The sequence below is a fragment of the Legionella micdadei genome, assembly GCF_000953635.1.
Taxonomy (GTDB): Bacteria; Pseudomonadota; Gammaproteobacteria; order Legionellales; family Legionellaceae; genus Tatlockia; species Tatlockia micdadei.
This window is the reverse complement of sequence record NZ_LN614830.1, coordinates 963773-990462: the sequence shown is the minus strand read 5'-3', so window position 1 is coordinate 990462 and position 26690 is coordinate 963773. Positions and strand designations below refer to the sequence as shown.

Genomic DNA, 26690 nt, shown 5'->3' with positions numbered 1-26690 from the left:
CTGGGCTATAGCCAAAACGAGCCAACCTATAAAAATTAAAGAAGCGGTTGAATCACACCACTAATCAACTGGGCAATGGCTTTCAGGCAAGTTAGCTTCGCTGTGCAAGAACGCCAATAAAGCGCAATCGTGCGCGATGGTGCGGGTTTTACAAAAGGTATAACTTGAAGATTATCTGTTCCTGTTTTTTGAACAGACAATGCAGGTAACAAGGTAACGCCAATTCCTGACTCTACCATCAAACGTAACGTTTCTAAGCTGGTTGCAGTGAAATCGGCACGAATTTCTGCTTTGGCTAATCGGCAAACAGCCATCGCTTGCTCACGCAAACAATGCCCCTCCTCTAATAACATGACAGGTTGATCAATCAAATCATTAATCTGCATGGTTGTTTTATTCTTTGTGGGGGAATTCAGCGCTGCAGCAAAATAAAAGGGTTCCTCAAAAAGAAATTGACTACTAAAATCCTCTTCAATCGGTGTTGCCATGATGGCTGCATCCAATTGACCAGCAGTCAACTTCTCAATCAGGCGATAGGTTTTATCTTCAACTAGCCATACCCGTAACTTAGGAAAACTCCTTTGAATTTCAGGCATGACGTGGGGTAACAAATAAGGTGCCAAAGTAGGAATAACACCTAGCCGCAACTCGCCAGCAAAAGGATCGGCAGCAGCGCGGGCAAATTCCTTCAATTCAGTAACCTGCGCTAAAATTTCCTGTACACGACTAACTAATGCTTTTCCTTGATCAGTCAACATAACCTGCTTATTATTTCGCTCGAAAAGCGCTACACCTAATTCCTCTTCAAGCTTTTTAATCTGCATACTGAGGGTAGGCTGGCTTACATGGCAACGTTTAGCTGCCTCGCCAAAATGCATTACTTCTGCCAACACCACAAAATAATGCAAATCACGTAAGTTCATTTTCCCCTCCGGAGCAAATTCCTCTCATTTATAATACTTTGCCTATGCAGGTCATTTCGGCACCCACATTTTCACGAAAGAATAAGATTAATTGGTGAATTCTTCAGTACAGTATAAACTGTATAACAAAAACATTTGAGCATGCTGACCATTCATGGTGAAACTTTCCCACTTGACTGACTTTTTCTTGAAGTTTATCCTGCTAGTAATTACCCTAAGTGTTTTCGTACCCTTTTCCCCTAAAATGCCCGCACCCGGGCTTGATCCCTCTTGGGCTCTTGGCTTGAATCAAGCAATCGCCCAGGGACTTTCTTTCGGCAAAGACATTATTTTCACCTTGGGCCCCTACTCTGCTATTTACACGAAAGCCTATCACCCCAGTACCGATTTCATGACTATGAGTGGTAGCTTCTATTTGGCTTTTTCTTACTGGATCGGCATGATCTTACTCATGAGAGGAATTAAATGGCACTGGAGTATCGTATTTGGCCTGCTTCTCTTCACCATGATTTATGTCCGTGATTCTCTTTTTTTTTCGTATCCTTTATTGGCGGGGTTAGTTTGTTTTAAACTGCTTTCTTATGAAAATCAAAAGAAAACTTTCTTCTCTTTGCCTCTGCAGCTTACCTTCATCTTCGCCCCCTTTGGTCTGCTCCCTCTAATTAAAGGATCGCTGTTAATTTTATGTGCCCTCGTTGCGATTTTTAGTTCAGTATTTTTCAAAATAAATGAAAAAAATCAGTTAGCTCTCATTTGCTTGATCATCCCCATTTTATCACTCTTGCTATTTTGGGTTGGCGCAGGGCAATCGGTTAGCAATTTATTCGGTTACTTGGAGGGTACTGTCTCACTTACTTTTGGTTTTAGCGAAGCAATGGCAACTGAAGGTATCCATGAGGAAATAATTCTATATCTAATCAATTGTGCCCTAATCCTTTTATTTATCGCTTTGAAGAATCAAATGCCTCGTATGCATCGATTTTTCATCCTAAGCCTTTTTCTTGTTTTTTTGTTTCTTTCTTTCAAAACCGGCTTTACCCGTCATTTTGGCCACGCATTTATCGCGAGTTCATCCATCCTCATCGCAGCCAGCCTACTTCCTTTTATTTTTAATTCCAAAATGGTGTTCTGTCTTATTCTTGTCTCTTTTAATACTTGGTCATACATCAATAGCCATTACACCAATATATCAATCTGTAATAATTTCAAATCCACCTATTCAGCAGCATGGTTTGGTCTCAAAAATAGGTTGAAGGGTAGCAATGGGCTAAAACAGGATTTTAATCTTGTTATGAATTTTATGCGCGACCAAGCTTTGTTTCCTGAATTACCAGGCACGACCGATATTTACTCATCCAACCAATCCTATTTAATTTCTTCACAAAATACTTGGTCACCCCGTCCTGTGTTTCAAAGTTATTCAGTTTTCACAGCTTCTTTGGCAGAAAAAAATAAAAAACACCTGATGGGAAAAAATAGACCCGATCATATTATTTTTAAAATAGAGCCGATCGACGGAAGAATTCCTTCGTTAGAAGACGGTTCAAGTTGGCCATTTTTAATAACCAACTACCAACCAATGCAGATGATCAATGATTTTTTATTTCTACAAAAAAAGGAATCGCCTATTGTAGAGCCAATGGAATTACTAACCAGTGAAGAACATTTTTTAGGAGAAACAGTTACTCCCCCCCAAGGAGACCAACCGTTATTTGCTGAATTTCAAATTAAACCAACCATATTAGGTTATTTATCAGCTATTTTCTTCAAACCCACCCCTCTATACATTCATTTTGAACTAAAAAATGGTACAAAAAAGCAATATCGTCTTATCGCAAATATGGCTAAATCCGGCCTTCTTTTATCGCCTCTTATAGAAAATACTACTGATTTTGCTGCCATGTTTGATAAACGGGATGAGTTAAATAGCAAATTAATCAAATCGTTCCAAATTTCTTTGAATCCAAATATGCTTTGGCAGTGGAAAAACGAATACGTGATTCACTATAAACGATTTCGATAATCGTTTAGCCTTGTTCAATTGACCCAACAGCAATCTGCCGCTATCGTTTACCCGATTTGATCCCTACTTATTGCACAAAATCCAGGCATATTACCTTCGGCGACACCCGCAATAAGTTGATGCTTACCATTTTCCTTCGCTAGAGCATCTTGTAAGGTAAGGTGAACATTAGGAGATGGAATACGAATACGCCAGATTCCTTCCTGCTTGGTTTCTTTAACTGATACGAACTGGGACATAGCAATCGCTGAACCTTGGATATCTCGCCAGCCTGCTACAGCCCCTCTTAAAGCATCCGGTTCTTGTAAATTCACTGCATAAAAGCCGCTTCCGTCATTAAACTGACATAAAACTCCGGTGAGGGAATGCAGGCTATCTTGCGGTTTTTTCACACGAATCTGCTTAAACCAAGCTTTTTGCGCAGTAACAAATTGATCTTTGGAGGTTTCACCAGTCTGTAAATGCCCATTGAGCCGGCCTGTTTGATTAATAAGCAGCTCTACACCAGAACGGAGATCTTGGCTAACTGGTGGGCTAACCGCTTGTGCTAACATATCAATTTTAAAATTAAACCCTTTGTTTCCATGGGTTTTAACTCCGAAAACCCAACTGTTGTTGATTGGGTTAAATTGCATGAACATTTTCCCTACACGCCAACTTTTGGCATCGGCATTGTCAATGGTAGTATTACCCTCTTCAAAGAGTAAAACATCCTTACTTTGGCTATCAATTAGAGTAGCAAGCGCGTGAAATTGGGTGTTTTTACGTTGTATTTGAAAATAATAATCATAATGCTCACCACTTTCGTTAGTGACTATACCAGAAAATACCCAATAAGCTTCGAATGAGTTGTTTGATAAATTATTTTCGATTTGCTTTAACTCTATTTTTGCTGGATCCACAGCTTCGGTGGCACAAACACTTGCCGTTAAAAAAATAAAGCATCCAAACAACTTGCGCAATCCAATTTGTCTCATCTCAAATGTAACCCTGTAATCGTTCATGTGACCATAGCGCCTGCCAAAACGAGTCGCTTAACTTTGCCTCCACAGGCAAAAAATACCAAGAGTCTTGTGCAAAAGATTGACATTTTACCGCATCTTTTTCGGTCATAACCACGGCTTTTGCTGCCAATTGTAAATCTTTTTCCTGGAAAGGGTGATGATCTGGAAAAGAATATTTTACTATTGCCAATCCCATGTTTTGCAATGTTTTAAAAAATCGCTGTGGATGGCCAATGGCTGCAATAGCTGCTACAGGCGATGGTAAACTCTGAGTACTTACTTCTTGTCCAGTAGTAAGTTGCGTTAGTTTACCTGGCTGCAAACGCATTGAGTAAGCGTTTGGCCATTCGCCTTCATTTACAACAATCAAATCACTCCTTTGCAAACGGCGGGCACTTTCTCGCAAAGGCCCTGCCGGTAAACACATACCATTTCCTAATCGACGCAATCCATCAATCACTACAATTTCAATGGCTCGTCCCATAGCATAATGTTGCAAACCGTCATCGCTAAGAATAACCTGGCATTGGTGGTTCTTTAGCAAATAATGCACTGCTTGCACGCGCTTCGGGGCAATGACTACGGGACAACTTGTTTTTTTAGCTATCAACAGAGGCTCATCGCCTACTAAGCTCGCTGTATCATCAAGCGAAATTTCATGAGGAAATTGTTTAATTGTAGCACCATAACCACGACTGACAATTCCTACACGCAGTCCCTTACTTTGGAGTTGTTTTGCCAAAGCAATCACTAAGGGCGTTTTCCCTACACCACCTACGGTTAAATTGCCAACCACAATAATAGGAACAGGAAATTGGTGCTGACAAAAATACGATAAATAAATACGGCGCAGACAAGTAATGACCCCGTAACTGAAAGCAAAAGGCCATAATATCCAACGTAAAGGGTGTTTGTTATACCATAATTTATCGATATTAAGTAACATCATGCGATTACTTTTTCGTGCTCAGTACCTAATTTTTGGACTCTGTACAGCTGTGCATAATGGCCGTCTAATTCCAGTAATTGCTGATGCGTGCCCTGCTCTACCACATGTCCTTGTTTCATAACAATAATTTTATTAGCCCCTTTAATTGTTGACAAGCGATGGGCGATAACTAAGGTGGTTCGAGTTTTCATTATTCGCTCTAATGCAGCCTGGATATAACGCTCCGATTCACTGTCAAGCGCTGAAGTGGCTTCATCGAGAATCAAAATTGGTGCATCTTTTAATATGGCACGAGCAATGGCTATCCTTTGCCTCTGCCCACCTGACAGAAGAACACCATTTTCTCCAATACGAGTGTCATAACCATTGGGCAACCGCCTAATAAACTCATCTGCAAAAGCAAAATTTGCAGCTTGTTCAATTTGCTCACGAGTGACATCGAAACGCCCATAAGCAATGTTATTCGCCAAACTATCGTTAAATAAAGTGACATTTTGGCTAACTAGAGCAATTTGCTCTCGTAGACTAGCTAAGGTTATTTCCTGGATTGATTTACCATCCAGAATGATCCGCCCTTGTTTGAGTTCGTAAAATCGAGGCAATAGGCTGGCAATGGTCGTCTTACCACTACCCGAATGGCCTACCAAAGCGACTGTTTCACCGGGGGCAATACTAAAGCTCACATCATGCAGCACAGGCTGCCCTTGACGGTAAGCATAGCTCACTCGCTCAAACTCGATCGCTCCTTGCACCCTTTTCGTTAATTTCGTGCCTTTAGTACTCTCAATAGGCTTATCAAGCAAATCAAATACGCTTTCAGCCCCCGCTAAACCGCGCTGGATAGTCGCATTGAGCGTCGTTAACGTTTTCATTGGTTTAATGAGTTGCAACATTGCGGCGATGATCGCTAGAAAAGAACCTGCCGTAATTGTGATGACTGTAGCTAGCTGAATCGCGGCCAAAATAATGACAGCAATCCCCACTGCAATCACGAACTGCACACCAGAAACATTGATTGCTTTGGAGATCGCGACTTTCATGTCATTTTTGCGTGAAATTTCAGTGGCTTGATTGAACTTATCTATCTCATGCTGTTCACCGCCAAACACACGTACCACCCGATAACCCTCGATAACTTCACCGGCAATTTCAGTGACTTCCCCCATGGATTTTTGCACCTTATGACTAATCCGACGTACACGTTTATTGGTATAACTGACAATCAATCCTACAAATGGAACGGTTAATAAGAACATCAATGATAATTGCCAGCAAATCACAAACATGACGGTTAAAAGACCGATCACTAAACAGGTGTTTTGCACAAAATCTGTTAAAGCATCTGCACTGACTTGCGCCACTTGCTCCACATCGTAAAGAATTTTGGAGAGAAGTTGTCCTGAGGTGGCCTCGTCGTAATAATCAGCAGGCAGTCTCACAATATGGGCAAAAACACGCTGACGCAGAACTTTTACCACAGAGCGAGCAACCCAAGTCATGCAATAACTACCTAACGAACTGACTAATCCTCGTACAGTAATCCCTATTAATACAATAAAAGGAATCTTCTTAACAAAGACCATATCGATATGGATTAATCCCTTATCAAGAAAGGGGCGCATCATGTAGGTAAAACCTGCATCAATAAGGGAATAAAGGATATTAGCAAATATGCCTAACAACAGGACAAGCCAAAAGGGTTTAACATAGGAAAGCAGACGACGATATAACGGACCGGTTTTACCGAGAGGCTTTTTATTCATTTAGTATGCGACTAGGTTGGCATAAAGATGGGGCGAATTGTAACGCTAAATATAGCTACGAGCCAAGTTCTCTGATAAGAATGAGCTTACTTCGTAAAACTGAACTTTACATTACCTTAAACTTGCCGCTAATTCAGCCACTAAACCAGGTCCTTGATAAATCAAACCGGTATAAACTTGCAGCAGATTAGCTCCTGCATTTATTTTATCCTGAGCAATTTCTGGACTGTCTATGCCTCCGACACCTATCAAAGCCACGTCATTACCAACCACTTGCTTTAATACACGCAAACAATGGGTAGCGCGTTTTGCGATAGGACGCCCGCTTAACCCTCCCTGTTCAGTTCCATAGGGCAAGGAAGAGACCCCTTCTCGTTCACAACTAGTATTAGTTGCAATAATCCCAGAAACACCTAATTCGACGATAATATTCGCTATTTCTTTCAGTGTTTCATCCGGCTCATCAGGGGATAATTTGATCACTAACGGGACGAAGCGTTGATGACTATCTGCTAAGCGTTTTTGCTCTTCGCACAACTTGCCAATCAAATCACTAAAAAATTTTTGCTGCTGAAGCAAGCGTAAATCAGGAGTATTCGGCGAAGAAATATTGATTGTGATATAAGAGGCATGTTGATAAATTTTACGTAAACAATGCAGATAATCTCCTGCTGCCCTTGTTAAAGGGGTATCTTTATTTTTCCCAATATTAATCCCTAAAATACCACGATAATTTGCCTTTTTTACATTTTCGATTAATACGTCGACGCCGAGATTATTAAATCCCATCCGATTAATAATCGCAGCCGCTTTAGGTAAACGAAACAGGCGTGGTTTAGGATTCCCGATTTGAGGATAGGGTGTCACTGTTCCGATTTCGATAAAGGAAAACCCAATTTTACTTAAAGCATCGAGATGTTCACCGTTTTTGTCTAAGCCGGCTGCCAAACCAATTGGGTGAGGAAATTTTAAACCCATGGCAGTTACTTCCCTACCCACAGGTTGTTTAAAACAACATCGGGGTAACCAGTGCAAAGCCGACAAAGTAAAACCATGCGCCTTTTCTGCGTCCAAACAAAACAAAAAAGGTCGAATTGAAGAATACATGACAACTCCTGACAATAAAAAGATTCGGATACCCACAACTAGGATTTCGAAAATACTACAGGAAAATTTTAGAGCTAAAAACGATGTTTTTCGTCTAATATGAAAAAAAAAGCTAAAAAACAGTTCAAACCACGATAAATATATTGACAAATATCAAAAAAAATTGTTGCATTGACATAATGTTCGTTTTTTAAAAACTATTGTAAAAAATAGAAGCCTGTATACAACATTGGATTGGAGCTCTTTAAATTATGGTAATCAGCTAATTAATACACTCAGACTTATTTGAGCTAACATAAGGAATATGTTATGTCATCAGATATTGCAAAAAGGATCCATGAGTTAAAGCTTCAGTTAGATGAAATTTATCTATCCATAGAAAAATTGCTGTTCTCTAAAACTTCCTTTCTTCATTACATCATTTTATTCAATCAATCCATTAAAGAAAAAGAGAATATTGATCTACTCAGCTACTATGGGTTACTAAAAACTTTCATGCCCTCAGACTATTCATCCGAAGATCCAAGGCGAATTTATTCGATAAAAGAAATGGCCTTTCTTAAGGCCAACGTTTTTCTACCGAAGTTACTCAATCAAGCAAAGCTTGAAATGTATGCTTTAAGCACCCCCTCCGAAGAAAACAATCCGGTCATTAGAAGGCTAACTGCTAATTTCGTAGAAATGCATGTTACTATTTTAAGAATTATTTTGGCCAAAAAAAACCTTACTGATCAACAAACTAATTACTTAGAAGAAAAGGTAGGCTCCCTTAAAACCACGGTTGGCGAAATCGAGAAACTGAATATCCAGGAATTTATCTCACACATCGAATGGCGGTTATCCCGTAATCTGTATCCTCAATTACGTAGTCCTATGTTCACTTTTTTCGGGAAAGGGAAAACTAATAAAAGATTGATTCAAGAGATAAGCAATTTATTTGAGGACTTGCGCAGCAAACCTCTCACTGCAGAAGCGTTAATCGGGGCACTTTTTTTAATTAATGGGCAATTGATTCCCCTACTTCACGAATCTCTACGCAACACATTGTCTCATCATATCAATCAATATCTGGTTCACATTCAAGGAAATTCAGGGAACAACAAATATGATCAGCTAACCTGCATTCAAACTTTCTATACCCAAGCTCACACGCTCGCTGTGACTTGGCCAGTAGTAAATTCCGCCGCTGAACCTACGAATGAAACGTTGTCAAAGCAAGACCTTGTCGCAATGGTCAACCAACAAGGACAAAATCATACTTTGAATCTATCATGAGATTTTTGGTCATAGGATCAAATCTGGCATTGTTGCGCCCATACACGCAGCATCGCATTGCCGCTCGGTTGTAAATGATAGGCAACCTCCCTCACTTCGGTTCCAAAATTATCCTGTTGTAAACCAAGAAGCACAGGCCCTAGAAAGGGTGAAGGTTGATTGTAGCGATCAATGAGCGGAAAAATACGAACTTCTTTAGCAACTCTAGCCAATTCTTTAATTGCCTTTAAGTGGAAATCAACATCTTGATCATCCAAATCAGCAAACAGATAATGAGAACTTAAAGCAAAATCGAAGGAAAAATCAGAAAAAGGAAGGGTGTATTCACTTATACCCAAGTAACGCTTCTCTGTTTTGCCTTTTTCGTAATCAGCAAAAAATTTTGCCATGCCTTCACGTCTTTCATCAATGAACAACCTAGGGCTACCGTAGCGACTAAAATCAAATTTTTTCTGATCTCTAAGCACTCTTTCTGCCATGTCAGCAAATATCAAGGTGGTTTTGCTGTAAAGAGTGTCTTTATCTAAGTTAAATAGTGGATCGCAACTGACAATATTGTGAGAAATAGCAGTTAATTCTGCATTAACTGCACTCGGTCCACAGCCATACTCTAATAAGTGAGCAGTCATATCCTCAGCTGATAAATCAAACATTTCACGGTATTCGTCAGCATGGTGTCCCCAGAGCACAAGTTTACGCATAGGCTATACTCCTTTTTTAGCACCGAAAAAAATAATCCTGTCATACGAAAATCGCTGGTATTCTCTATCCATTCGAAGATTTTCCTATAACTTTCACGATGCCGTTTATTAACTTATTGATATTTAATATTTTTTAAATCCAACCAGTATAAGATAAATCGTTTAAACATTTAGGTAGTAGGATAGTCGATTAAATTGATGTTGCAACTTAAATTTAATTGGGTGTAGTCTAGCCTATCCGCTTTAGTAACTGTAATAGCTAAGGCTCCGTGCTTATGTTTACCCGCAAGGAGCTCAGCAACTTACTCAGTAACAGGAAGTCATCTATGCATACCGGTTTACAGTACCTACTTGGTGAAACATACGACATATTGCGCGATAGCGTTTATCATTTTGCACAAAAAGAGATAGCCCCTCTCGCTGCTAAAATTGACATCGAGAATTCCTTTCCTAATCAAATATGGCGAAAATTAGGCGAGATGGGCTTACTTGGGATTACTGTTAGCGAGGAGTACGGCGGGGCAAACATGGGATACCTCGGCCATGCGATTGCCATGGAAGAAATATCACGTGCTTCAGCCTCGGTTGGATTAAGTTATGGAGCTCATTCAAATCTGTGCGTTAACCAAATTTACTTAAACGGCAATACTGAGCAAAAACGTCGCTATCTGCCTAAATTGATCAGTGGGGAACACGTAGGCGCCTTAGCCATGAGCGAATCCAATTCGGGTTCTGATGTCGTCAGCATGCAACTTAATGCTTCTTATCAAGGCGATAAATTCATCCTCAACGGCACCAAAATGTGGATTACTAATGGTCCTGATGCTGACGTATTGGTAGTCTATGCGAAAACAAATAAGCAAGCGGCAAGTAAAGGGATCACAGCTTTTATTATCGAAAAGGGATTTAAGGGTTTTCGCACAGCACAAAAACTCGATAAACTGGGTATGCGTGGCTCCAATACTTGTGAACTTGTCTTTGAAGACTGTGAAGTCCCCAGAGAAAACGTGCTTGGCGAGATTGACAAGGGCGTCACAGTATTGATGAGTGGTCTTGATTACGAACGAACAGTGTTAGCGGCCGGCCCCATCGGCATCATGCAAGCCTGTATGGATGTTGTGCTACCTTATGTCCACGAACGCAAGCAATTCAACCAACCCATCGGAGAATTTCAATTTATCCAAGGTAAATTGGCTGACATGTATACTGAATTAAGTGCTTCACGTGCCTACCTCTATACGGTAGCCCGCGCATGTGACCAGGGCAAAGTGAGCCGGAAGGATGCAGCTGGAGTGATTTTATATACCGCAGAAAGGGCGACACAAATGGCGCTACAAGCCATTCAAATCCTTGGTGGTAATGGGTATATCAATGAATATCCAACAGGCCGATTGCTGCGCGATGCAAAGCTCTATGAAATTGGTGCGGGTACGTCCGAAATTAGACGAATGCTAATTGGACGTGAACTTTTTAAAGAAACTGCTTAAGGGAGAAATGAACATGGAACAAAATGAAATTGTAATTGTTGCAGCAAAAAGAACGCCGATGGGGAATATGCTTGGCGCATTATCCCCTTTATCAGCCCCAGAATTAGGTGCTGTTGCCCACCAAGCAGCAATGGCCCAAGCAAAACTGTCACCAGCTGATATTGATGAGGTCATCAGCGGCTGTGTGCTACAAGCGGGGATTGGCCAAGCACCAGCAAGGCAAGCGGCTATCAAAGCAGGTATTCCTAATTCAGCAAACGCCACAACCATTAATAAAATGTGTGGTTCAGGTATGAAAGCTGTGATGTTAGCCCATGATTTACTTAAAGCAGGCTCAGCCAATGTTATTCTTGCAAGCGGAATGGAAAGCATGAGTAATGCACCCTACTTGTTAAGTAAAGCACGTGCTGGCTACCGATTAGGACATGGTGAGCTGAAAGATCACATGTTTTTAGATGGGTTAGAGGATGCGTATGAACGGGGTCAATTAATGGGTTGTTTTGCAGAAGCAACAGCCAGCCACTTTCAATTTTCTCGTCAACAACAAGATGAGTTCGCTGCCCGCTCTTTGATGCGTGCATTACAGGCGCAGCAAAATAACGCATTTGCGGAAGAAATTGCTCCTGTAACCATTGTTGATCGTAAAGGTGAGATCGTGGTCAAACAAGATGAAAGCCCTGACGAAAGCAAACTTGCCAAAATCAGCCAACTACGACCCGCTTTCAAAGCAGACGGCACAGTGACCGCAGCAAATTCAAGCTCGATTTCTGACGGGGCTGCGAGCTTGATTTTAATGACTGCTGCTTATGCAAAAAAACGTGGGCTGCAACCTCTCGCTCGAATTATCGCTCATGCTAGCCATGCCCAAGCTCCTCAATGGTTTACTACTGCTCCTGTCGATGCCATACGCAAGGTTTTAAACAAAGCGGGTTGGCATCCAGGTCAGGTTGATTTGTATGAGATTAATGAGGCCTTTGCCGTTGTCGCTATGGCTGCCATTACCCAGCTTGAACTGGATCATGAAAAAGTTAATATTCATGGGGGGGCTTGTGCATTGGGCCATCCAATTGGTGCTTCCGGAGCACGAATTATTGTGACATTAATGCATGCGTTAAAACAAAAACAAAAAATACGCGGTATCGCTTCTTTATGCATTGGCGGAGGGGAAGCTACAGCAATTGCTATAGAAATGATGTGACATGGAGAAGTTAAAGAGTTCCGCCCTGCTACCGGAAGAGAGCGGACAAGAAGCAAGCGGTTATGTATCCGCTTGCTCACACATCCGGCTCGGATTAACAGTCTTAACATAATGACAGTAAGTCTACGACTGCACCCGCTAGCCCGGATTAAAATATATAGGGTCAAACAACAATGCCCTGAAATAATAACAAAACTTGTTTACTTCGATTAAGGATGTACATGCTTAGACAAAGTCTTATCTACCTGCTACTTAGTATCCTTGTAGTTGTTTTTGCGCGATTTGCCCACATGCTATTAGTCTATATCGATATGTTGTATGTGTTTATTAATATCAAATTAACGCCAATCTTTAGCCAAGGAGGCTTAGGCACCGTTATCCGTAAAGTCATTCTTCTAGTGCTTATTCCAGTTATAATTGCTGCGATCCCCGCTCTGAGTTATCGCTTAGTTAAAGGAAAAGAAATGCCTTATTTCATGGAGTTAACTTGGTGTTTATGGCTTGTCGTAGTACTTAGCAATGTTTTGATACATATTTAAGGATTATTCATGACTAAAATTATCAGTCAGTTAAATCCCGCCAGTAATGAATTCAAAGAAAATCAAGCAAATATGCAGGGCTTGCTTGAAGCACTGCAAACTGTGGTTAGGAAAATTGCTCAAGGAGGGGATGAAAAAGCCCGACATAGGCATTTGAAACACGGAAAACTACTACCACGTGAACGTTTGCAGCAATTACTTGATCCGGGCAGCCCCTTTCTCGAGCTGTCGCAGCTTGCCGCCTATGAAGTTTATGAAGACAATGTTCCGGCAGCCGGAATTATTACCGGTATTGGTCAAGTTTCAGGCACCGAATGCATGATTGTGGTCAATGATGCCACTGTTAAAGGTGGAACTTATTACCCTATAACAGTTAAAAAGCATCTGCGCGCGCAAGATATAGCGAGGGCAAATCATCTCCCCTGCATTTATTTGGTAGACTCTGGCGGTGCTTTCCTACCAAGACAAGATGAAGTTTTTCCAGATCGTGACCACTTCGGGCGTATTTTTTATAATCAAGCCACGCTCTCTGCCGAAAATATACCGCAAATTGCCGTCGTGATGGGCTCTTGTACCGCTGGAGGAGCTTATGTACCAGCAATGGCTGATGAGTCGATCATGGTGAAAAATCAAGCGACAATTTTCCTCGGTGGCCCCCCACTTGTGAAAGCCGCGACAGGTGAAATCATTAGCGCTGAAGAGCTTGGCGGAGCGGACGTTCATTGCCGTCACTCAGGGGTTGCTGATCACTATGCTGAAAATGACGCTCACGCCTTACATCTAGCAAGAGTCGCAATCAGCAATTTGAATCGTAAAAAGCCAGAAACACTTACCCGCATTCAAAGCCGTGAGCCTCTTTATGATGCTAATGAGCTCAACGGTATCGTCCCCGTCGATCCGCGCAAACCTTTTGATATTCGTGAAGTCATTGCCAGAATTGTCGATGCCTCTGAGTTTGATGAATTTAAAGCGCTTTACGGTACAACTTTAGTCTGTGGGTTTGCCCATCTTTTCGGCTATCCGATAGGGATTATCGCTAATAATGGGATATTATTCAGTGAAAGTGCGCTAAAAGGGGCTCATTTTATTGAGTTATGCTGCCAACGCAAAATCCCATTAGTCTTTTTACAAAACATCACGGGTTTCATGGTGGGAAGTAAATATGAAGCAGGCGGCATCGCCAAACATGGCGCCAAAATGGTTACTGCTGTAGCCAATGCCCAAGTACCTAAATTCACTGTGATTGTAGGGGGTAGTTTCGGTGCTGGAAACTATGCCATGTGCGGGCGCGCCTATGATCCACGTTTCCTATGGTCGTGGCCTAACACGCGGATTTCAGTCATGGGCGGCGAGCAAGCGGCTAACGTTCTTGCTCAAATTAATCGAGATAAATGCATCAAGCATGGTACACCTTGGCCTGCAGAAGAGGAAGAAGCTTTTAAAGCCGAACTGCGCGCACAATACGAGAAGCAAGGTAATCCCTATTATGCCAGTGCCAGGTTGTGGGATGATGGCGTTATTGCTCCCGAAGACACACGAAGAATTTTAGGGTTGAGCCTATCGGCTGCCTTAAATGCACCGATTCAAACAACTCGTTTTGGTGTATTTCGCATGTAACCTGCATTCCGCAATGCAAGGAGATACGATGAGTGACTTGTTAAGTGAACTTCAAGATCGAATTTTTATTATCACCTTAAACCGTGTAGAAAAACATAATGCTTTTGACGATCGTTTATTAGCCGCCCTTAAGCAAACACTCGATGAAGCAGTGCGAGATCCACGGGTACGCGTTATACTACTTAAAGCAAATGGTAAGCATTTTTCTGCTGGCGCGGATCTCGCCTGGATGCAGCGCATGGCAGAGTATAGTGAGGAAGAGAACTTAAACGATGCCATGGTCCTTGCACAAGTGATGTACAACTTAAATAAGAGCCCCAAACCCACCATTGCGATGATTCAGGGTGCTGCTTTTGGTGGAGGAGCAGGTCTTGCGGCTGCTTGTGATATTGCAATTGCGTCAACTGCTGCACGCTTTTGCTTTTCTGAAGTCAAGCTCGGCTTAATTCCTGCAGTAATTAGCCCTTATGTTGTTAAAGCAATTGGCGAGCGTGCTGCGAAACATTTATTTATGACAGCGGAAATTTTTGATGGGGAAGAAGCGAAACGATTGCAGTTAGTCCAGCACTGTGTAACCGAAGATGCCTTATGGCCTTTTACTCTGAATTATGCTGAACAGATTATTAGACTTGCCCCACAAGCAATCAGTGCTTGTAAAACATTAGTTGAAAAGGTTGTAGATAAAGCGATTGATGAGGAAATGATGCGATACACAGCAGCTCTCATTGCGAAAAAACGGGTTTCCACGGAAGGCCAACAAGGATTGCATGCCTTTTTAAATAAAGAAACACCCATCTGGGATTAAGGTAATTAAGGATTTTCATGTTTAATAAAATTCTCATCGCTAATCGTGGAGAAATTGCTTGCCGTGTTATTAGAACTGCAAGGCAATTGGGTATCCATAGTGTTGCAATTTATTCGACCGCTGATAAACATAGCCAACATGTACTGCAGGCAGACAGCGCCTATTGGATTGGTGATGCACCTGCAAAAGCTAGTTATCTCAATATTGACGCAATTATTTCAGCAGCAAAAGCCAGTGGTGCAGAAGCAATCCATCCTGGCTATGGTTTCCTATCTGAAAATCCACTTTTCGCTCAAGCCTGTGCTGAAGCAGGAATTGTTTTTATTGGTCCTCCAGCTTCGGCAATGCAAGCCATGGGTTCGAAACAATTAGCTAAACAGATGCTGGAAAAAACCAATGTGCCTCTCACCCCAGGCTATCATGGTGGTGATCAATCCGATGAGCGTTTATTAAATGAGGCGCTCCAAATCGGTTTTCCAGTTTTGTTAAAAGCGGCTTGCGGCGGTGGTGGTAAAGGAATGCGTGCGGTGTATAGCGAAGCGGAATTTTCCCAAGCTTTAGCAAGTGCCAGGCGTGAATCCATGGCCAGCTTTGCTGATGATACGATGCTCATTGAAAAATTGATCACCAATCCCCGCCATGTTGAAGTGCAAATTATGGCGGACAACCAGGGTCAAGTCGTCCACTTGTTCGAGCGTGATTGTTCTATTCAACGGCGTCATCAAAAGATTATTGAAGAAGCTCCAGCTCCTAATTTGCCTCATTCTTTGCGTCAAAGCCTTGCTGAAGCAGCTTGTGAGGTAGCCCGCTCCATTGATTATCGCGGTGCCGGTACAGTGGAATTTTTAGTCGATGCCAACGAGCACTTTTATTTCATGGAAATGAATACACGCTTACAGGTTGAGCATCCCGTTACTGAAATGATTACTGGATATGATTTGGTTGCATGGCAACTAAAAATTGCAGCTGGTGAACCTGTTCCTCTTACACAAGATAAAATTTCTGCTAAGGGACATGCCATTGAATGCCGAATTTATGCCGAAGATCCCCATCAAGGATTTATTCCTTCGATTGGTCAAATTGATTTCCTCAAAGAACCGGATGGCGAAGGAATCCGTATCGACAGCGGTGTAGCTTGTCATTCAGATATTACTAAGCATTACGATCCCATGATCGCAAAATTGATTGCTTGGGGTGAAACGCGCGAACAGGCTTTACAACGATTAAGACAAGCATTGAAACACTTTGCTATCGGCGGCGTAAAAAGCAATATTCCTTTTCTACTCGCGATTTGCGAACACCCACGCTTCAGTAAGGCTGATTTAAGCACTGATTTTTTAAGTCAGGAAAAAGTCCATTTCCCTAAACCCAATGTGAATTTAGCAGTCTTAATGGCAGCCGGTTATGACTACCTCATGTTGACTCAAAATAACGATGATGCGCTTTTTCACCATAGTTTTGCTTGGCAAATGCACTTATCGAGCCATTGGTCTTGGCGGTATTTGATTGGCGAACAACAATTAGACGTTACGGTTACCCCCTCCGCCTCAAAGACACTTAAGTTGAAGCTCAATGAGGAGGAATTTGCTATGAGTGTCTGGATAGATCACGATCGGTTATACCTGAACGATGGTCAACAAATCCACCAGTCTTTCGTTGCAAATGAAGCCGGTAGCATTTGCTTATATACTGAACAAGGCCCTCTAATCATCGAACGCTTTGACTGGCAAAATTTTGGAGCACAATCAGCAGCAAAAAGGGGGCAACTGACAGCGCCCATGCCCGCCACAGTAGTTGCCATTCTAAAAAATAAAGGGGACACCGTTAAAGAAGGGGATAGTTTAATTGTTCTGGAAGCGATGAAAATGGAGCATACTATTCATGCACCTAAAGACGGCATACTTGTTGAGCTCTATTATGAAGTCGGCTCGCAAGTCAATGAAGGGGCTGAATTATTGGCCTTAAAAGACTAATTCGGTTTAGGGATAACCATGAACTATCCACAAAAAGTCACCATTGTTGAAGTAGGCCCACGTGATGGTTTACAAAATGAACCTTCTTTTTTGCCCACAGAAACTAAAGTGGAGTTAATTAACTTACTGAGTGAAAGTGGTTTGAAAAACATTGAGGTGACTAGTTTTGTTTCACCAAAAGCAATTCCACAACTTGCCGACAATGAAGCAGTATTTGCGGCAATTGATAAAGCATCTCATATCCATTATTCAGCGCTAGTCCCTAATGAGCGCGGTATGCTAAAAGCACTTGAAGTGGGTGTGAAAGAAATTGCTGTGTTTACTGCCGCCAGCGAAACATTTAATCAGCGCAACATCAATTGCTCAATCGCAGAAAGCATCCACCGTTTTGAACCAGTTTTTAATTTAGCTCAAGCCCACCATATTCGCGTTCGAGCCTATATTTCCTGTGTGCTCGGGTGTCCTTATGAAGGCAGTATTAGTCCAAAGCAAGTTGCATCGGTCGCCCGTCAATTATTGGCATTTGACGCAGTCAATGAAATTTGTTTAGGCGACACCATTGGAGTAGGCACACCTAAGCAAACCAAAGCAGTGATTAACGAAATTTTAGAGCTTATTCCCCTCCCTCGATTAGCCATGCATTTTCATGACACTTATGGGCAAGCGATTGCAAATATTTATGCTTCTTTAGAATGTGGGATCCATCGTTTCGACAGCTCTGTAGCTGGGCTTGGCGGATGTCCTTATGCACGGGGGGCAACTGGCAATGTCGCTACCGAGGATGTCCTCTATCTTCTGCATGGTTTGGGCATTGAAACAGGTGTCGATATTTTTAAAATTGTGGCTGCTGGTGATATGATTTGTAAAGCTTTAGGAAAAAAGAATCAGTCGAAAGTGGCTAATGCATTGATGGCTAATCAAGCTTAATCGATAAACCTTAAAGCAAATCCATGGCTTTAACTCTCTGCTAAAGACTCGATAATCCCTCAAGTGCAAGCAGATAAATTGCTGCACTCCTTTCACTCCCTCACATCGCGGTTCGAGTTCCCAGTTTTAATAGTCTATAAGTTGGGCAATTAACTCTTTTATTTTCCAAAAAGAATTTTGATGATAAAGTACGCACTTCGAAACAGGCCTTTATGGACACTGCGTAATTAACAGCGAGATAACAAATGAGTAAAGACATATTAAAAGTAGGTTTAGTGCAAGAAAAATGGAGTGAAAACCCTAACGAACATCAAGATCGGCTTGCTTCGGGTATTTTTGCTGCAGCCAAACAAGGCGCCCAGATTGTATGTTTACAAGAATTAACGCTTTCTCCCTATTTCTGCACACGTCATGATGTTGATCCCACCCCCTACATGGAAGATATTGCTACAGGCCCTACTGCACGCTTTGTTTCAGCAATGGCTAAATCAGCTGGAGTGACTATTACTGCATCGCTCTTTGAAAAAGCAGGCTATAACACAGCAGTTGCCTTTGATGAATCAGGTACATTGATTGCTTCTACTCGTAAACAGCATATTCCGAGTGGAGAAAAATACCACGAAGATTACTATTTTAAGCCCGGAGACTCTGATTACCCAGTCCACACGCTTGCGGGGCATCGTTTTGGCCTGCCCACCTGCTATGATCAATGGTTTCCCGAGTTATCACGAATTTATGGCCTAAAAGAGACGGAAGTTTTAGTCTACCCTACAGCTATAGGCGGAGAACCTACAGCTCCCGGCTTTGATAGTCAGCCCATGTGGCAAAAAGTCATGGTGGCTCAAGGTATTATGGCAAACACATTTATTGTTGCTGTTAATCGCATTGGTTGTGAAGATGGACTTGAATTTTATGGCAGCAGTTTTATTTCAAACCCAATGGGTGAAATTTTAGCGCAAGCCCCTCGTAATGAACCCGCTGTATTAGTCGCTGAATTGGATTTTAGCCAACGCGCACTATGGGGACGTTTATTCCCTTTTGCAATGCAACGCGAACCTGAGACATATCAGGAGTTACTCAAGCCACGTAAATCCAATTTAGGACGACTTTAATGACAATAAATGCCATATCTGATGATAACTTCTACAACATAGAAAACTGGGGGGAAGGTTATTTCAACATAAACCCCAACGGAAATATCGCAGTAAGCAAAAACCCTGCGGATAAAGGAGTTGAATTACAAACGATTGTTAATGCTGCAAGCCGTGCTGGCCTGCAATTGCCTTTGCTGATTCGTTTTACTGACATTTTGCATGATCGAGTTCTGAAGCTAAATAAGGCTTTTGCGGAAGCGATCAAAGAAAATGACTATAGCGGAAACTATAAACTGGTTTATCCGATTAAAGTTAATCAGGAATACAGCGTAGTGAGGGAAATTTTGAAAGCGCCCGGGTATTCTGTTGGCCTAGAAGCCGGAAGTAAACCCGAGTTAATGGCTGTCATTGGCTTATTAGGCCAGACTCCTTCCACCATTGTATGTAATGGATATAAAGATAGTTGCTACATACGCACTGCTTTAATCGCCCAACAGATGGGGCATGAGGTTTTCATTGTCATCGAAAAACGTTCCGAACTCGATATTATTCTCAAAGAATCAGCACGCCTAGATATCAAGCCTAAAATTGGCCTACGTATTAGGTTAGTCACCAAAGGAGCGGGTAAATGGGAAAACACTGGGGGTGCTAAATCCAAATTCGGATTAAATGCTGAACAAGTTCTGGATGTGGTGAATCAATTAAGAGATAAGGACTATCTAGATTGCCTTCAATTAATGCATTGTCACCTGGGGTCGCAAATTGCCAATATTCATGATATTCGCCATTGCATGCAAGAAGTAGCACGCTACTACATCGAGCTACGGCATTTGCAAGCCCCAATCAATACCATCGATGTAGGCGGCGGTCTTGGTGTTGATTACGAGGGTACTCATTCCAGTTCGGATTGTTCAATGAACTACAGCATCAAAGAATATGCAACAAATATTCTTTTAGCGCTTCGCCCTTTCTGTGAAGAAGCCAACATGCCGGAGCCAAATCTCATTTCAGAATCAGGAAGGGCGCTCACAGCGCACCATGCTGTTTTGGTCACGAATATTACCGACGTTGAATCTGTCAAAAGATCTAAAAACTTACCGCCTATTACTGATGAAGACTCCCATGTTATCCGTGATATTTGGGATACTTACCAATCCATTTCGGGAAGCTCACCCTCTGAAATTTACAATTATGCGAGCCACTCTTTGGATGAAGCACATTCTCTCTTTAAACACGGTCTCATGAGTTTGCAAGAAAAAGCAAAAGTTGAACAATTTTTTACAGCAATTTGTTTTGAAATCCAGCAAATACTGGATGAAAACAACCCGAGTGACAGTGAATTGCATAATCAAATAAATGAACGCATGGCAGCAAAAATATTTTGTAACCTTTCTTTTTTTCAATCGTTGCCTGATGCTTGGGCCATTGGCCAGATTTTTCCAGTAGCCCCAATTTCGCAACTAACAGAAAAGCCCACCATGCACAGCATCCTTCAAGATTTAACCTGTGATTCAGATGGAACAATCAAAGAATATCCCGGTAAATCTTGCATAAATACCACTCTTATGCTGCCGCCTTATGATGAGAATAACCCTTTTAATATCGCCTTCTTCCTCGTGGGTGCTTATCAGGAAATCTTAGGTAATTTACATAACCTCTTTGGTGACACCAATTCCCTCGATGTAAAATTACTCGGAGATGGCCAATTTGAGATTACTGATTTAGTGAGCGGGGATACTGTCACTAATGTCTTGAATTTAGCCCATTTTGATACTAAGAAATTGCTCCTGTCTTACGAGAAACAGCTCATTAGTGCTGATTTACCAAGCGAAAAAATTCAAGCTTACCTCAATGAGCTACGCAGCATTTTTACTCAGCAAACTTACCTTGATAGTAACAAAGTAAAAGGATAACCATGACTACACCTAAACAAGCAGGATTTAGTATGCCACCTGAATGGTATCCACACGCGGGGTGCTGGATGGCTTGGCCTTGTCACCAAGACACTTGGGCGCTGATAGGATTTGAACGTGCACGTCACGCCTATGCCCGCGTGGCTAAAGCGATTGCTCAATACGAGCCTGTGACCATGATTGTTAATCCCGGGGATGAAGAGTCAGCCCGATCACTATGCGGAGAGCAAATTCGTTTAATGACCCTTCCCATTAACGATTCCTGGACCCGTGACACTGGTCCCACTTTTCTATTAGATGCTCAAGGCAAGTTAGCGGGAGTTGATTGGATCCACAATGCCTGGGGGGGCAATTACCAAGATTGTGCATTGGATAATCAAATTGCAGGGGCGATCATTCACGAAACCCAAGCTCAGCATTTTAAAGCCCCTTTAGTGATGGAAGGAGGCTCATTTCATGTGGATGGTGAAGGGACCGTTCTGACCAGTAAAGAATGTTTATTGAACATCAATCGCAATCCCCATTTATCCCAAACTGAAATTGAAAATTATCTTTATGAGTATCTAGGCACTGAGAAGATCATTTGGTTAAACAGAGGATTAATTGGGGATGAAACCGATGGGCATATTGATGAAATAGCCTGCTTTGCCGGTCCCGGTAAAGTGCTTTGCCTGATTACCCATGATAAGCAGGATGAAAACTATCCCATTTTGCAAGAAAACTTAGAGATACTGAAATCCGCAACCGATGCCAAAGGAAAACCTTTTGAAATCTTCACTGTAGAACAGCCTTCTGCCTCCTATATGGGGAACGAGCGCCTAACTTTGTCTTACATTAATTTTTATTTGGCTAATCAAGGCATTGTGATGCCTGCTTTTGGTGATGAGAAAAAGGATAAGGCTGCTTATCAACTCTTCTGCCAACTCTTCCCAAATTATCACATCACCCAAATTGATGCATTAGATGTGTTCGCAGGGGGCGGCGGAATTCATTGTATTACACAACAACAGCCTGTGAGTGCATCATTATCATACTGAGCTGAGGGATTAATTAGATCATTCCGGCTTTCCCTTGCAAGGAGATTCTTCGCTGGGCACGGAAAAGACGTCCCATTTTTAATGGGACAACCGTGCCGCGATGACACTTTTTTATTGACAAGCGTCAATGAATACCTAAAGATTTATTCGGATTGGTAGATAACCGATAAGAAGTAATTCTCAATCAGCAAGGATAGTTACAATGAAATCAGTATGGGAACCCAAGCAGCCAGAAAAAACCAGAATATGGCAATTCATGCGTTTTGCAGAGCAAGCACATCAACAACACTTTAAGAATTACCAAGAACTTTATACCTGGTCTATCAATCAACCAGCTGATTTCTGGCAAACACTGATTGATTTTTTTGGTCTCACTTTCACTATTCCTGCAAAAGAACCCCTCAATCATTATGACCATATGATAAACGCGCGGTGGTTTAGCGGAGCGACATTCAATTTTGCTGAAAAATTATTATCTCGTAACGACAAACACACAGCGATAATTAGCGTTAATGAAAACGGTGACAGACAAATTTTAAGCTACAAAGAACTCAATGGGTTAGTTGCTCGTTGCGCTGAAGGGCTAAAAAAAGCGGGAGTTGTCACCGGTGATCGAGTGGCAGCCATTATGCCTAACGTTCCATACACGATCATTGCCATGCTTGCCGCTACTTCGATCGGTGCTATTTGGTCTTCCTGCTCCCCCGACTTTGGACCACAAGCAGCCCTTGACCGATTAGGACAAATTGAACCCAAAGTCCTTTTTATTTGCGATGGGCACCAATATTTGGGTAAAACACACGACGGCAGCACTAAAATTATCGAAATGAGCAAAGCAATCCCTACCCTTACCAAAGTGATTGTTTGCCCCATTATTTTCAGTAACCCAGACTTAAGCCCAGTAAAGAACGCTGTCGTTTGGGACAAGTTTCTTGAACCTGCAGAATACTGTGAATTTAAGCAATTACCTTTTGATCACCCAGTCTACATTCTCTTTTCATCAGGCACCACCGGCAAACCTAAATGCATCGTCCACAGTGCTGGGGGCACCCTGTTGCAACATCTGAAAGAACTGGGTTTACATACCGATCTGACTCCTGCCGATAACCTTTTCTTTTACACCACTTGTGGCTGGATGATGTGGAATTGGATGGTCTCTGCACTCGCTTTAGGAGTCACATTAACCCTTTACGAAGGCGCGCCGACTTATCCCGGTGCGGATCGACTTTTTAAGTTAATTGATGATGAAAAAATTACCGTTTTTGGAACCAGTGCTAAATTTATTTCTGCAGTCGAAAAAGCTGGAGTTATCCCTAGTCAACAATTTACTTTAAAAACTCTAAGAGCCATTCTTTCCACAGGTTCACCTTTGCTGCCTAAAAATTACGATTTCGTTTATAAACACATTAAACCTGACGTCCAACTTAGCTCCATTTCCGGCGGCACAGATATTGTTTCTTGTTTCGCCTTAGGCAACCCCATCCTACCCGTTTACCGTGGTGAACTGCAATGCCTTGGGCTTGGAATGGCAGTTGAAATCTTTGATGAGCAAGGCCATGCCCTTCGTGAGGAACGCGGTGAGCTGGTTTGCACTAAGCCATTCCCTTCAATGCCCGTCAGCTTCTGGAATGACCCTGATAAAAAAAAATATAAGCATGCATATTTCGAGCGTTTTGAGGGCGTATGGGCTCACGGCGATTTTGCCGAAATTACTCCGCACAATGGACTCATTATTTATGGGCGTTCAGATGCGGTTCTCAACCCGGGAGGCGTGCGCATCGGCACCGCAGAAATTTATCGTCAGGTCGAAAAAATTCCCGAAATTCTCGACAGTATTGTTATCGGGCAAAACTGGCAAGAAGATGTTCGAGTCGTGCTGTTTGTAAAACTAAAAGAAGGGGTGGAGCTTAATGATTCGCTGAAGGATACGATTCGTCAGACGATACGGCATAATGCTTCCCCACGCCATGTACCAGCAAAAATTCTCCAGGTCGCAGATATTCCACACACAATCAGCGGAAAAATTGTTGAAGTAGCTGTCCGTCAAGTAGTTCATGGAGAAGAAGTGCATAATGTTGGTTCTCTAGCTAATCCCGAAGCGCTTGAACACTTTAAGAATCGCAAAGAGTTAATGGAGTAAAGGGTGTATCTTTTAGATTTGGTCTATACTAAAAACGCAGATACCTATTAAATACAATCATTTACTACAGACTCATTGAATAGATTAAGCAGACAGTCAGGCAGTAATAAGCATTAATAAGGAGATGTTACATGTATGACAAGAAAGGGATCAGCAATGGGATAGTTGCTGGAGTGGTCGCTGGTATTGTGTTCGCCTTTTTTTTAATTCTTGGAGGAATGACAGAAACATTAGGGAGTCTTATCGGCTGGCCGACTAGACTTGGTGGTTTAATTGTTCATTTTATAGTGAGTATCATTGCAGGTATTGCCTTTGCGCTTATTTTAGGCTGGTTAATTCATTCCTGGTGGTCTGCAGTCTTTTTAGGACTGCTATTCGGTATTGCGATGTGGATTGCTGGCCCCATGACTCTCCTGCCTACTTTGACTGCCGGTGCACCTTTATTTTCTAAATGGAATCTCGCAGGTATACAAGCCAATATCCCCCCCCTAATCGGCCATTTAGTTTATGGTTTGGTTCTTGGACTTGGTTATTGTTTTCTGAAGAAAGGTAAATTACATAAACTTAAAAAACCGAAGATGTAATAGTTCCTCTTCCTACTCTTTTACGTGCCCGAAATGGTGCTTTATTGGGCACGGGCACGTTTACGTAAAAGAGAGCGGCGGGCATGTCTCTTATTTCTTTCCATGTGCGACAGCGACCGTGACATAACTGTCCTCATCACCTAATTTATGCATTTCCTCCACAATGTCATTAAATGAGTCACATGAGTGTTCTTTAGGAGGAAAATTCGCGCTAAAAGAGTAGCAAGTTCCTTTTTTTGTTTTTCCAAAAGCAACCTGATGAAATTGATCTGTATTTTTAATAGGATAGGTAACAAGATAATGGGGTCTTGTGTCACTAACTAATTTGGGTAGGCTCTCTTCATTAAGATCAGAGACTTTTAATTGATTATTGCTAGAAAAATAAGGTGTTTTACAATCAACAAAAGCACTATGAAGTCCATCTTCCCCTTTTGCAAATAATTCCTCTTGGTGTCGTCTCTCCTGAAGTGAGGCCTTATAAATTTCTTCTGGGCTGCCCTTTAAAAAATCAGGAGAACTGCAGCTAATTTGATATTTTGTAAAAAGATTCGCCATTTGTGAACAAATACCTTTTTCTCCTTTTTCAGGATTAACACTATGCAAGACCTCGTCTTGGCTAGTAAAGTCTTGATTTTTATTTATAGAATCTGTGGAGGGAGGTGAGGAGCTGTATTTCCGTAAAAAACTAAACATAAATATTCCTTAGTCTAGGGTTAGATGCTGTATTAAAAAATGTCCAGTATATTTAATTTTCTTATTGTAACCGATCAGAAACCACTCAGCCAGTGTAATGTTGGGCCAAACATGACCCAACTTACTCACTGGATACCGCACATAAAGTGGGGTAGTAAAGAAAACGTGGAGCCTTATTTGAAGGATGCATGATCAAAAACAGTGCGATTTGGATCACTAGCATCTCTAATAAGGGTGTTTTGAAATTCTGCAGTGCTATGCAAAAAGAAACCGCTCGTGTAACCCGTTTCTTTAAATATTTTTTTAAGCTCTTGATGGGCTGCTACATTCGCTTTAGCGTGCTTATATGGTGATGCGTGTGGTTGTCCTTTGGATCTTGCCTTTTCGTCCAATTCGGCATGCTTTTCAACTTGTTTAATGAAAGCAGGAATGCTTTCCTTCGGCATAGATTGGCTCAACCCATTCTGAGCATAATTTTGTCCTTTCATCATGCCTATTTCATATTGAGCGTGCTTAGATTGTTTCACTACTTCTTTCTGCGAAACTTTTTCTAATTCATCATGAAAATGCTGACGGTTTGGAGCATCAAACTTATTGTCCAATGGAGGTGCAACTAAAGGGGAACCAGTAACGACATATTTTACAGCGGCTGCAAGTCCACCAAAAAAATGAACAGATTGCGATTCATGTTTTGGATTATATTCGCTCTTACCTTTCATGATGTGTACCTCTTACTACTAAGTGATTTAAACAAATGGATAACATAGACGCTAAAGTGACTATAAATTGTACATACTGAACATTAAGAGAAAATTAAAAGATAAAAAAATGTAAAAAATCTTTGGCTTCCAAACTTTGCCTGGGCTGAGTTCTCAAAGCGAGAATTGCTGAAGCTGCCTACAGACCCTAGATGAACAACATTTTTTATAGTATCATCC

General features: G+C 41.8%; 22 protein-coding genes. 14 read left to right on the top strand and 8 right to left on the bottom strand.

Annotated elements, in window-relative coordinates; all coding sequences use genetic code 11:
• Positions 1-35: 35 nt before the first annotated feature.
• Positions 36-923, bottom strand: a complete 888-nt coding sequence (locus LMI_RS04495; protein ID WP_045098726.1) for a LysR substrate-binding domain-containing protein — start codon at positions 921-923, stop codon at positions 36-38.
• A gap of 283 nt (positions 924-1206) precedes the next feature.
• Between LMI_RS04495 and LMI_RS04490 the strand changes: the two genes are divergently transcribed.
• Positions 1207-2946 carry a hypothetical protein gene (locus tag LMI_RS04490; protein ID WP_231852234.1) on the top strand — a complete coding sequence of 580 codons (1740 nt, stop codon included), beginning with the start codon at positions 1207-1209 and terminating at the stop codon, positions 2944-2946.
• Positions 2947-2993: 47 nt separating this feature from the next.
• On the opposite strand, the gene LMI_RS04485 is transcribed toward LMI_RS04490, so the two are convergent.
• The 4 genes from LMI_RS04485 to LMI_RS04470 form a co-directional block, all read right to left on the bottom strand.
• On the bottom strand, positions 2994-3950 hold the full coding sequence (locus LMI_RS04485; protein ID WP_173892035.1) for a hypothetical protein: 957 nt from the start codon (positions 3948-3950) through the stop codon (positions 2994-2996).
• Entirely contained in the window at positions 3925-4896 is a 972-nt protein-coding gene (lpxK, locus tag LMI_RS04480) for a tetraacyldisaccharide 4'-kinase (RefSeq protein WP_045100563.1), read from the bottom strand. Before lpxK ends, LMI_RS04485 begins: the two co-directional genes overlap by 26 nt.
• The gene (gene msbA / locus LMI_RS04475) at positions 4896-6662 is read right to left on the bottom strand and encodes a lipid A export permease/ATP-binding protein MsbA (RefSeq protein ID WP_045098723.1); all 1767 of its coding nucleotides are present in this window, start codon (positions 6660-6662) and stop codon (positions 4896-4898) included. The genes lpxK and msbA overlap by 1 nt, the downstream gene beginning before the upstream one ends.
• A 111-nt stretch (positions 6663-6773) precedes the next feature.
• Positions 6774-7769: a quinone-dependent dihydroorotate dehydrogenase gene (locus tag LMI_RS04470; RefSeq protein ID WP_045098722.1), complete on the bottom strand. Its 996-nt coding sequence runs from the start codon at positions 7767-7769 to the stop codon at positions 6774-6776.
• Positions 7770-8078: 309 nt separating this feature from the next.
• Between LMI_RS04470 and LMI_RS04465 the strand changes: the two genes are divergently transcribed.
• Entirely contained in the window at positions 8079-9044 is a 966-nt protein-coding gene (locus tag LMI_RS04465; RefSeq protein ID WP_045098721.1) for a hypothetical protein, read from the top strand.
• A 17-nt stretch (positions 9045-9061) separates the two neighbouring features.
• On the opposite strand, the gene LMI_RS04460 is transcribed toward LMI_RS04465, so the two are convergent.
• Positions 9062-9745 (bottom strand): class I SAM-dependent methyltransferase, encoded by a 684-nt coding sequence (locus LMI_RS04460; protein WP_045098720.1) that lies wholly within the window; start codon positions 9743-9745, stop codon positions 9062-9064.
• A 326-nt stretch (positions 9746-10071) separates the two neighbouring features.
• On the opposite strand from LMI_RS04460, the gene LMI_RS04455 reads away from it, so the two are divergent.
• From LMI_RS04455 to LMI_RS04400, 12 genes are all read left to right on the top strand, one after another.
• Positions 10072-11232, top strand: coding sequence for an isovaleryl-CoA dehydrogenase (locus LMI_RS04455; protein ID WP_045098719.1), 1161 nt, complete (start codon positions 10072-10074; stop codon positions 11230-11232).
• Between the two features lie 13 nt (positions 11233-11245).
• A complete protein-coding gene (locus LMI_RS04450) occupies positions 11246-12430 on the top strand; it encodes a thiolase family protein (RefSeq protein ID WP_045098718.1) in 1185 nt (394 codons plus the stop codon).
• 221 nt (positions 12431-12651) lie between these two features.
• Positions 12652-12969, top strand: a complete 318-nt coding sequence (locus LMI_RS04445; protein ID WP_045098717.1) for a hypothetical protein — start codon at positions 12652-12654, stop codon at positions 12967-12969.
• A gap of 9 nt (positions 12970-12978) precedes the next feature.
• Positions 12979-14586 carry a carboxyl transferase domain-containing protein gene (locus tag LMI_RS04440; RefSeq protein WP_045098716.1) on the top strand — a complete coding sequence of 536 codons (1608 nt, stop codon included), beginning with the start codon at positions 12979-12981 and terminating at the stop codon, positions 14584-14586.
• A 28-nt stretch (positions 14587-14614) separates the two neighbouring features.
• Positions 14615-15391, top strand: coding sequence for an enoyl-CoA hydratase-related protein (locus LMI_RS04435; protein ID WP_045098715.1), 777 nt, complete (start codon positions 14615-14617; stop codon positions 15389-15391).
• Positions 15392-15408: 17 nt separating this feature from the next.
• The gene (locus LMI_RS04430) at positions 15409-17364 is read left to right on the top strand and encodes an acetyl/propionyl/methylcrotonyl-CoA carboxylase subunit alpha (protein ID WP_045098714.1); all 1956 of its coding nucleotides are present in this window, start codon (positions 15409-15411) and stop codon (positions 17362-17364) included.
• A gap of 18 nt (positions 17365-17382) precedes the next feature.
• Positions 17383-18291, top strand: a complete 909-nt coding sequence (locus LMI_RS04425; protein ID WP_045098713.1) for a hydroxymethylglutaryl-CoA lyase — start codon at positions 17383-17385, stop codon at positions 18289-18291.
• Positions 18292-18536: 245 nt separating this feature from the next.
• A complete protein-coding gene (locus LMI_RS04420; RefSeq protein ID WP_045098712.1) occupies positions 18537-19403 on the top strand; it encodes a carbon-nitrogen hydrolase in 867 nt (288 codons plus the stop codon).
• Positions 19403-21298, top strand: coding sequence for a biosynthetic arginine decarboxylase (speA, locus tag LMI_RS04415; protein WP_045098711.1), 1896 nt, complete (start codon positions 19403-19405; stop codon positions 21296-21298). The genes LMI_RS04420 and speA overlap by 1 nt, the downstream gene beginning before the upstream one ends.
• Before the next feature lie 2 nt (positions 21299-21300).
• On the top strand, positions 21301-22335 hold the full coding sequence (locus tag LMI_RS04410) for an agmatine deiminase family protein (protein WP_045098710.1): 1035 nt from the start codon (positions 21301-21303) through the stop codon (positions 22333-22335).
• 202 nt (positions 22336-22537) lie between these two features.
• Positions 22538-24475, top strand: coding sequence for an acetoacetate--CoA ligase (locus tag LMI_RS04405; protein WP_045098709.1), 1938 nt, complete (start codon positions 22538-22540; stop codon positions 24473-24475).
• Positions 24476-24606: 131 nt separating this feature from the next.
• Entirely contained in the window at positions 24607-25059 is a 453-nt protein-coding gene (locus tag LMI_RS04400) for a hypothetical protein (RefSeq protein ID WP_045098708.1), read from the top strand.
• A gap of 90 nt (positions 25060-25149) precedes the next feature.
• Here LMI_RS04400 and LMI_RS04395 read toward each other — a convergent pair whose 3' ends face one another.
• Together LMI_RS04395 and LMI_RS04390 are read right to left on the bottom strand one after the other, a co-directional pair.
• Positions 25150-25752 (bottom strand): hypothetical protein, encoded by a 603-nt coding sequence (locus LMI_RS04395; protein WP_045098707.1) that lies wholly within the window; start codon positions 25750-25752, stop codon positions 25150-25152.
• A gap of 173 nt (positions 25753-25925) precedes the next feature.
• On the bottom strand, positions 25926-26471 hold the full coding sequence (locus tag LMI_RS04390; protein WP_045098706.1) for a hypothetical protein: 546 nt from the start codon (positions 26469-26471) through the stop codon (positions 25926-25928).
• Positions 26472-26690: the final 219 nt, after the last annotated feature.

Excerpts from the sequence above, each read along its gene's own strand:
- LMI_RS04495 (WP_045098726.1), bottom strand. The coding sequence starts at position 923 with ATGAACTTACGTGATTTGCATTATTTTGTGGTGTTGGCAGAAGTAATG.
- LMI_RS04485 (WP_173892035.1), bottom strand. The coding sequence starts at position 3,950 with ATGAACGATTACAGGGTTACATTTGAGATGAGACAAATTGGATTGCGC.
- lpxK (WP_045100563.1), bottom strand. The coding sequence starts at position 4,896 with ATGTTACTTAATATCGATAAATTATGGTATAACAAACACCCTTTACGT.
- msbA (WP_045098723.1), bottom strand. The coding sequence starts at position 6,662 with ATGAATAAAAAGCCTCTCGGTAAAACCGGTCCGTTATATCGTCGTCTG.
- LMI_RS04470 (WP_045098722.1), bottom strand. The coding sequence starts at position 7,769 with ATGTATTCTTCAATTCGACCTTTTTTGTTTTGTTTGGACGCAGAAAAG.
- LMI_RS04465 (WP_045098721.1), top strand. The coding sequence starts at position 8,079 with ATGTCATCAGATATTGCAAAAAGGATCCATGAGTTAAAGCTTCAGTTA.
- LMI_RS04460 (WP_045098720.1), bottom strand. The coding sequence starts at position 9,745 with ATGCGTAAACTTGTGCTCTGGGGACACCATGCTGACGAATACCGTGAA.
- LMI_RS04455 (WP_045098719.1), top strand. The coding sequence starts at position 10,072 with ATGCATACCGGTTTACAGTACCTACTTGGTGAAACATACGACATATTG.
- LMI_RS04450 (WP_045098718.1), top strand. The coding sequence starts at position 11,246 with ATGGAACAAAATGAAATTGTAATTGTTGCAGCAAAAAGAACGCCGATG.
- LMI_RS04445 (WP_045098717.1), top strand. The coding sequence starts at position 12,652 with ATGCTTAGACAAAGTCTTATCTACCTGCTACTTAGTATCCTTGTAGTT.
- LMI_RS04440 (WP_045098716.1), top strand. The coding sequence starts at position 12,979 with ATGACTAAAATTATCAGTCAGTTAAATCCCGCCAGTAATGAATTCAAA.
- LMI_RS04435 (WP_045098715.1), top strand. The coding sequence starts at position 14,615 with ATGAGTGACTTGTTAAGTGAACTTCAAGATCGAATTTTTATTATCACC.
- LMI_RS04430 (WP_045098714.1), top strand. The coding sequence starts at position 15,409 with ATGTTTAATAAAATTCTCATCGCTAATCGTGGAGAAATTGCTTGCCGT.
- LMI_RS04425 (WP_045098713.1), top strand. The coding sequence starts at position 17,383 with ATGAACTATCCACAAAAAGTCACCATTGTTGAAGTAGGCCCACGTGAT.
- LMI_RS04420 (WP_045098712.1), top strand. The coding sequence starts at position 18,537 with ATGAGTAAAGACATATTAAAAGTAGGTTTAGTGCAAGAAAAATGGAGT.
- speA (WP_045098711.1), top strand. The coding sequence starts at position 19,403 with ATGACAATAAATGCCATATCTGATGATAACTTCTACAACATAGAAAAC.
- LMI_RS04410 (WP_045098710.1), top strand. The coding sequence starts at position 21,301 with ATGACTACACCTAAACAAGCAGGATTTAGTATGCCACCTGAATGGTAT.
- LMI_RS04405 (WP_045098709.1), top strand. The coding sequence starts at position 22,538 with ATGAAATCAGTATGGGAACCCAAGCAGCCAGAAAAAACCAGAATATGG.
- LMI_RS04400 (WP_045098708.1), top strand. The coding sequence starts at position 24,607 with ATGTATGACAAGAAAGGGATCAGCAATGGGATAGTTGCTGGAGTGGTC.
- LMI_RS04395 (WP_045098707.1), bottom strand. The coding sequence starts at position 25,752 with ATGTTTAGTTTTTTACGGAAATACAGCTCCTCACCTCCCTCCACAGAT.
- LMI_RS04390 (WP_045098706.1), bottom strand. The coding sequence starts at position 26,471 with ATGAAAGGTAAGAGCGAATATAATCCAAAACATGAATCGCAATCTGTT.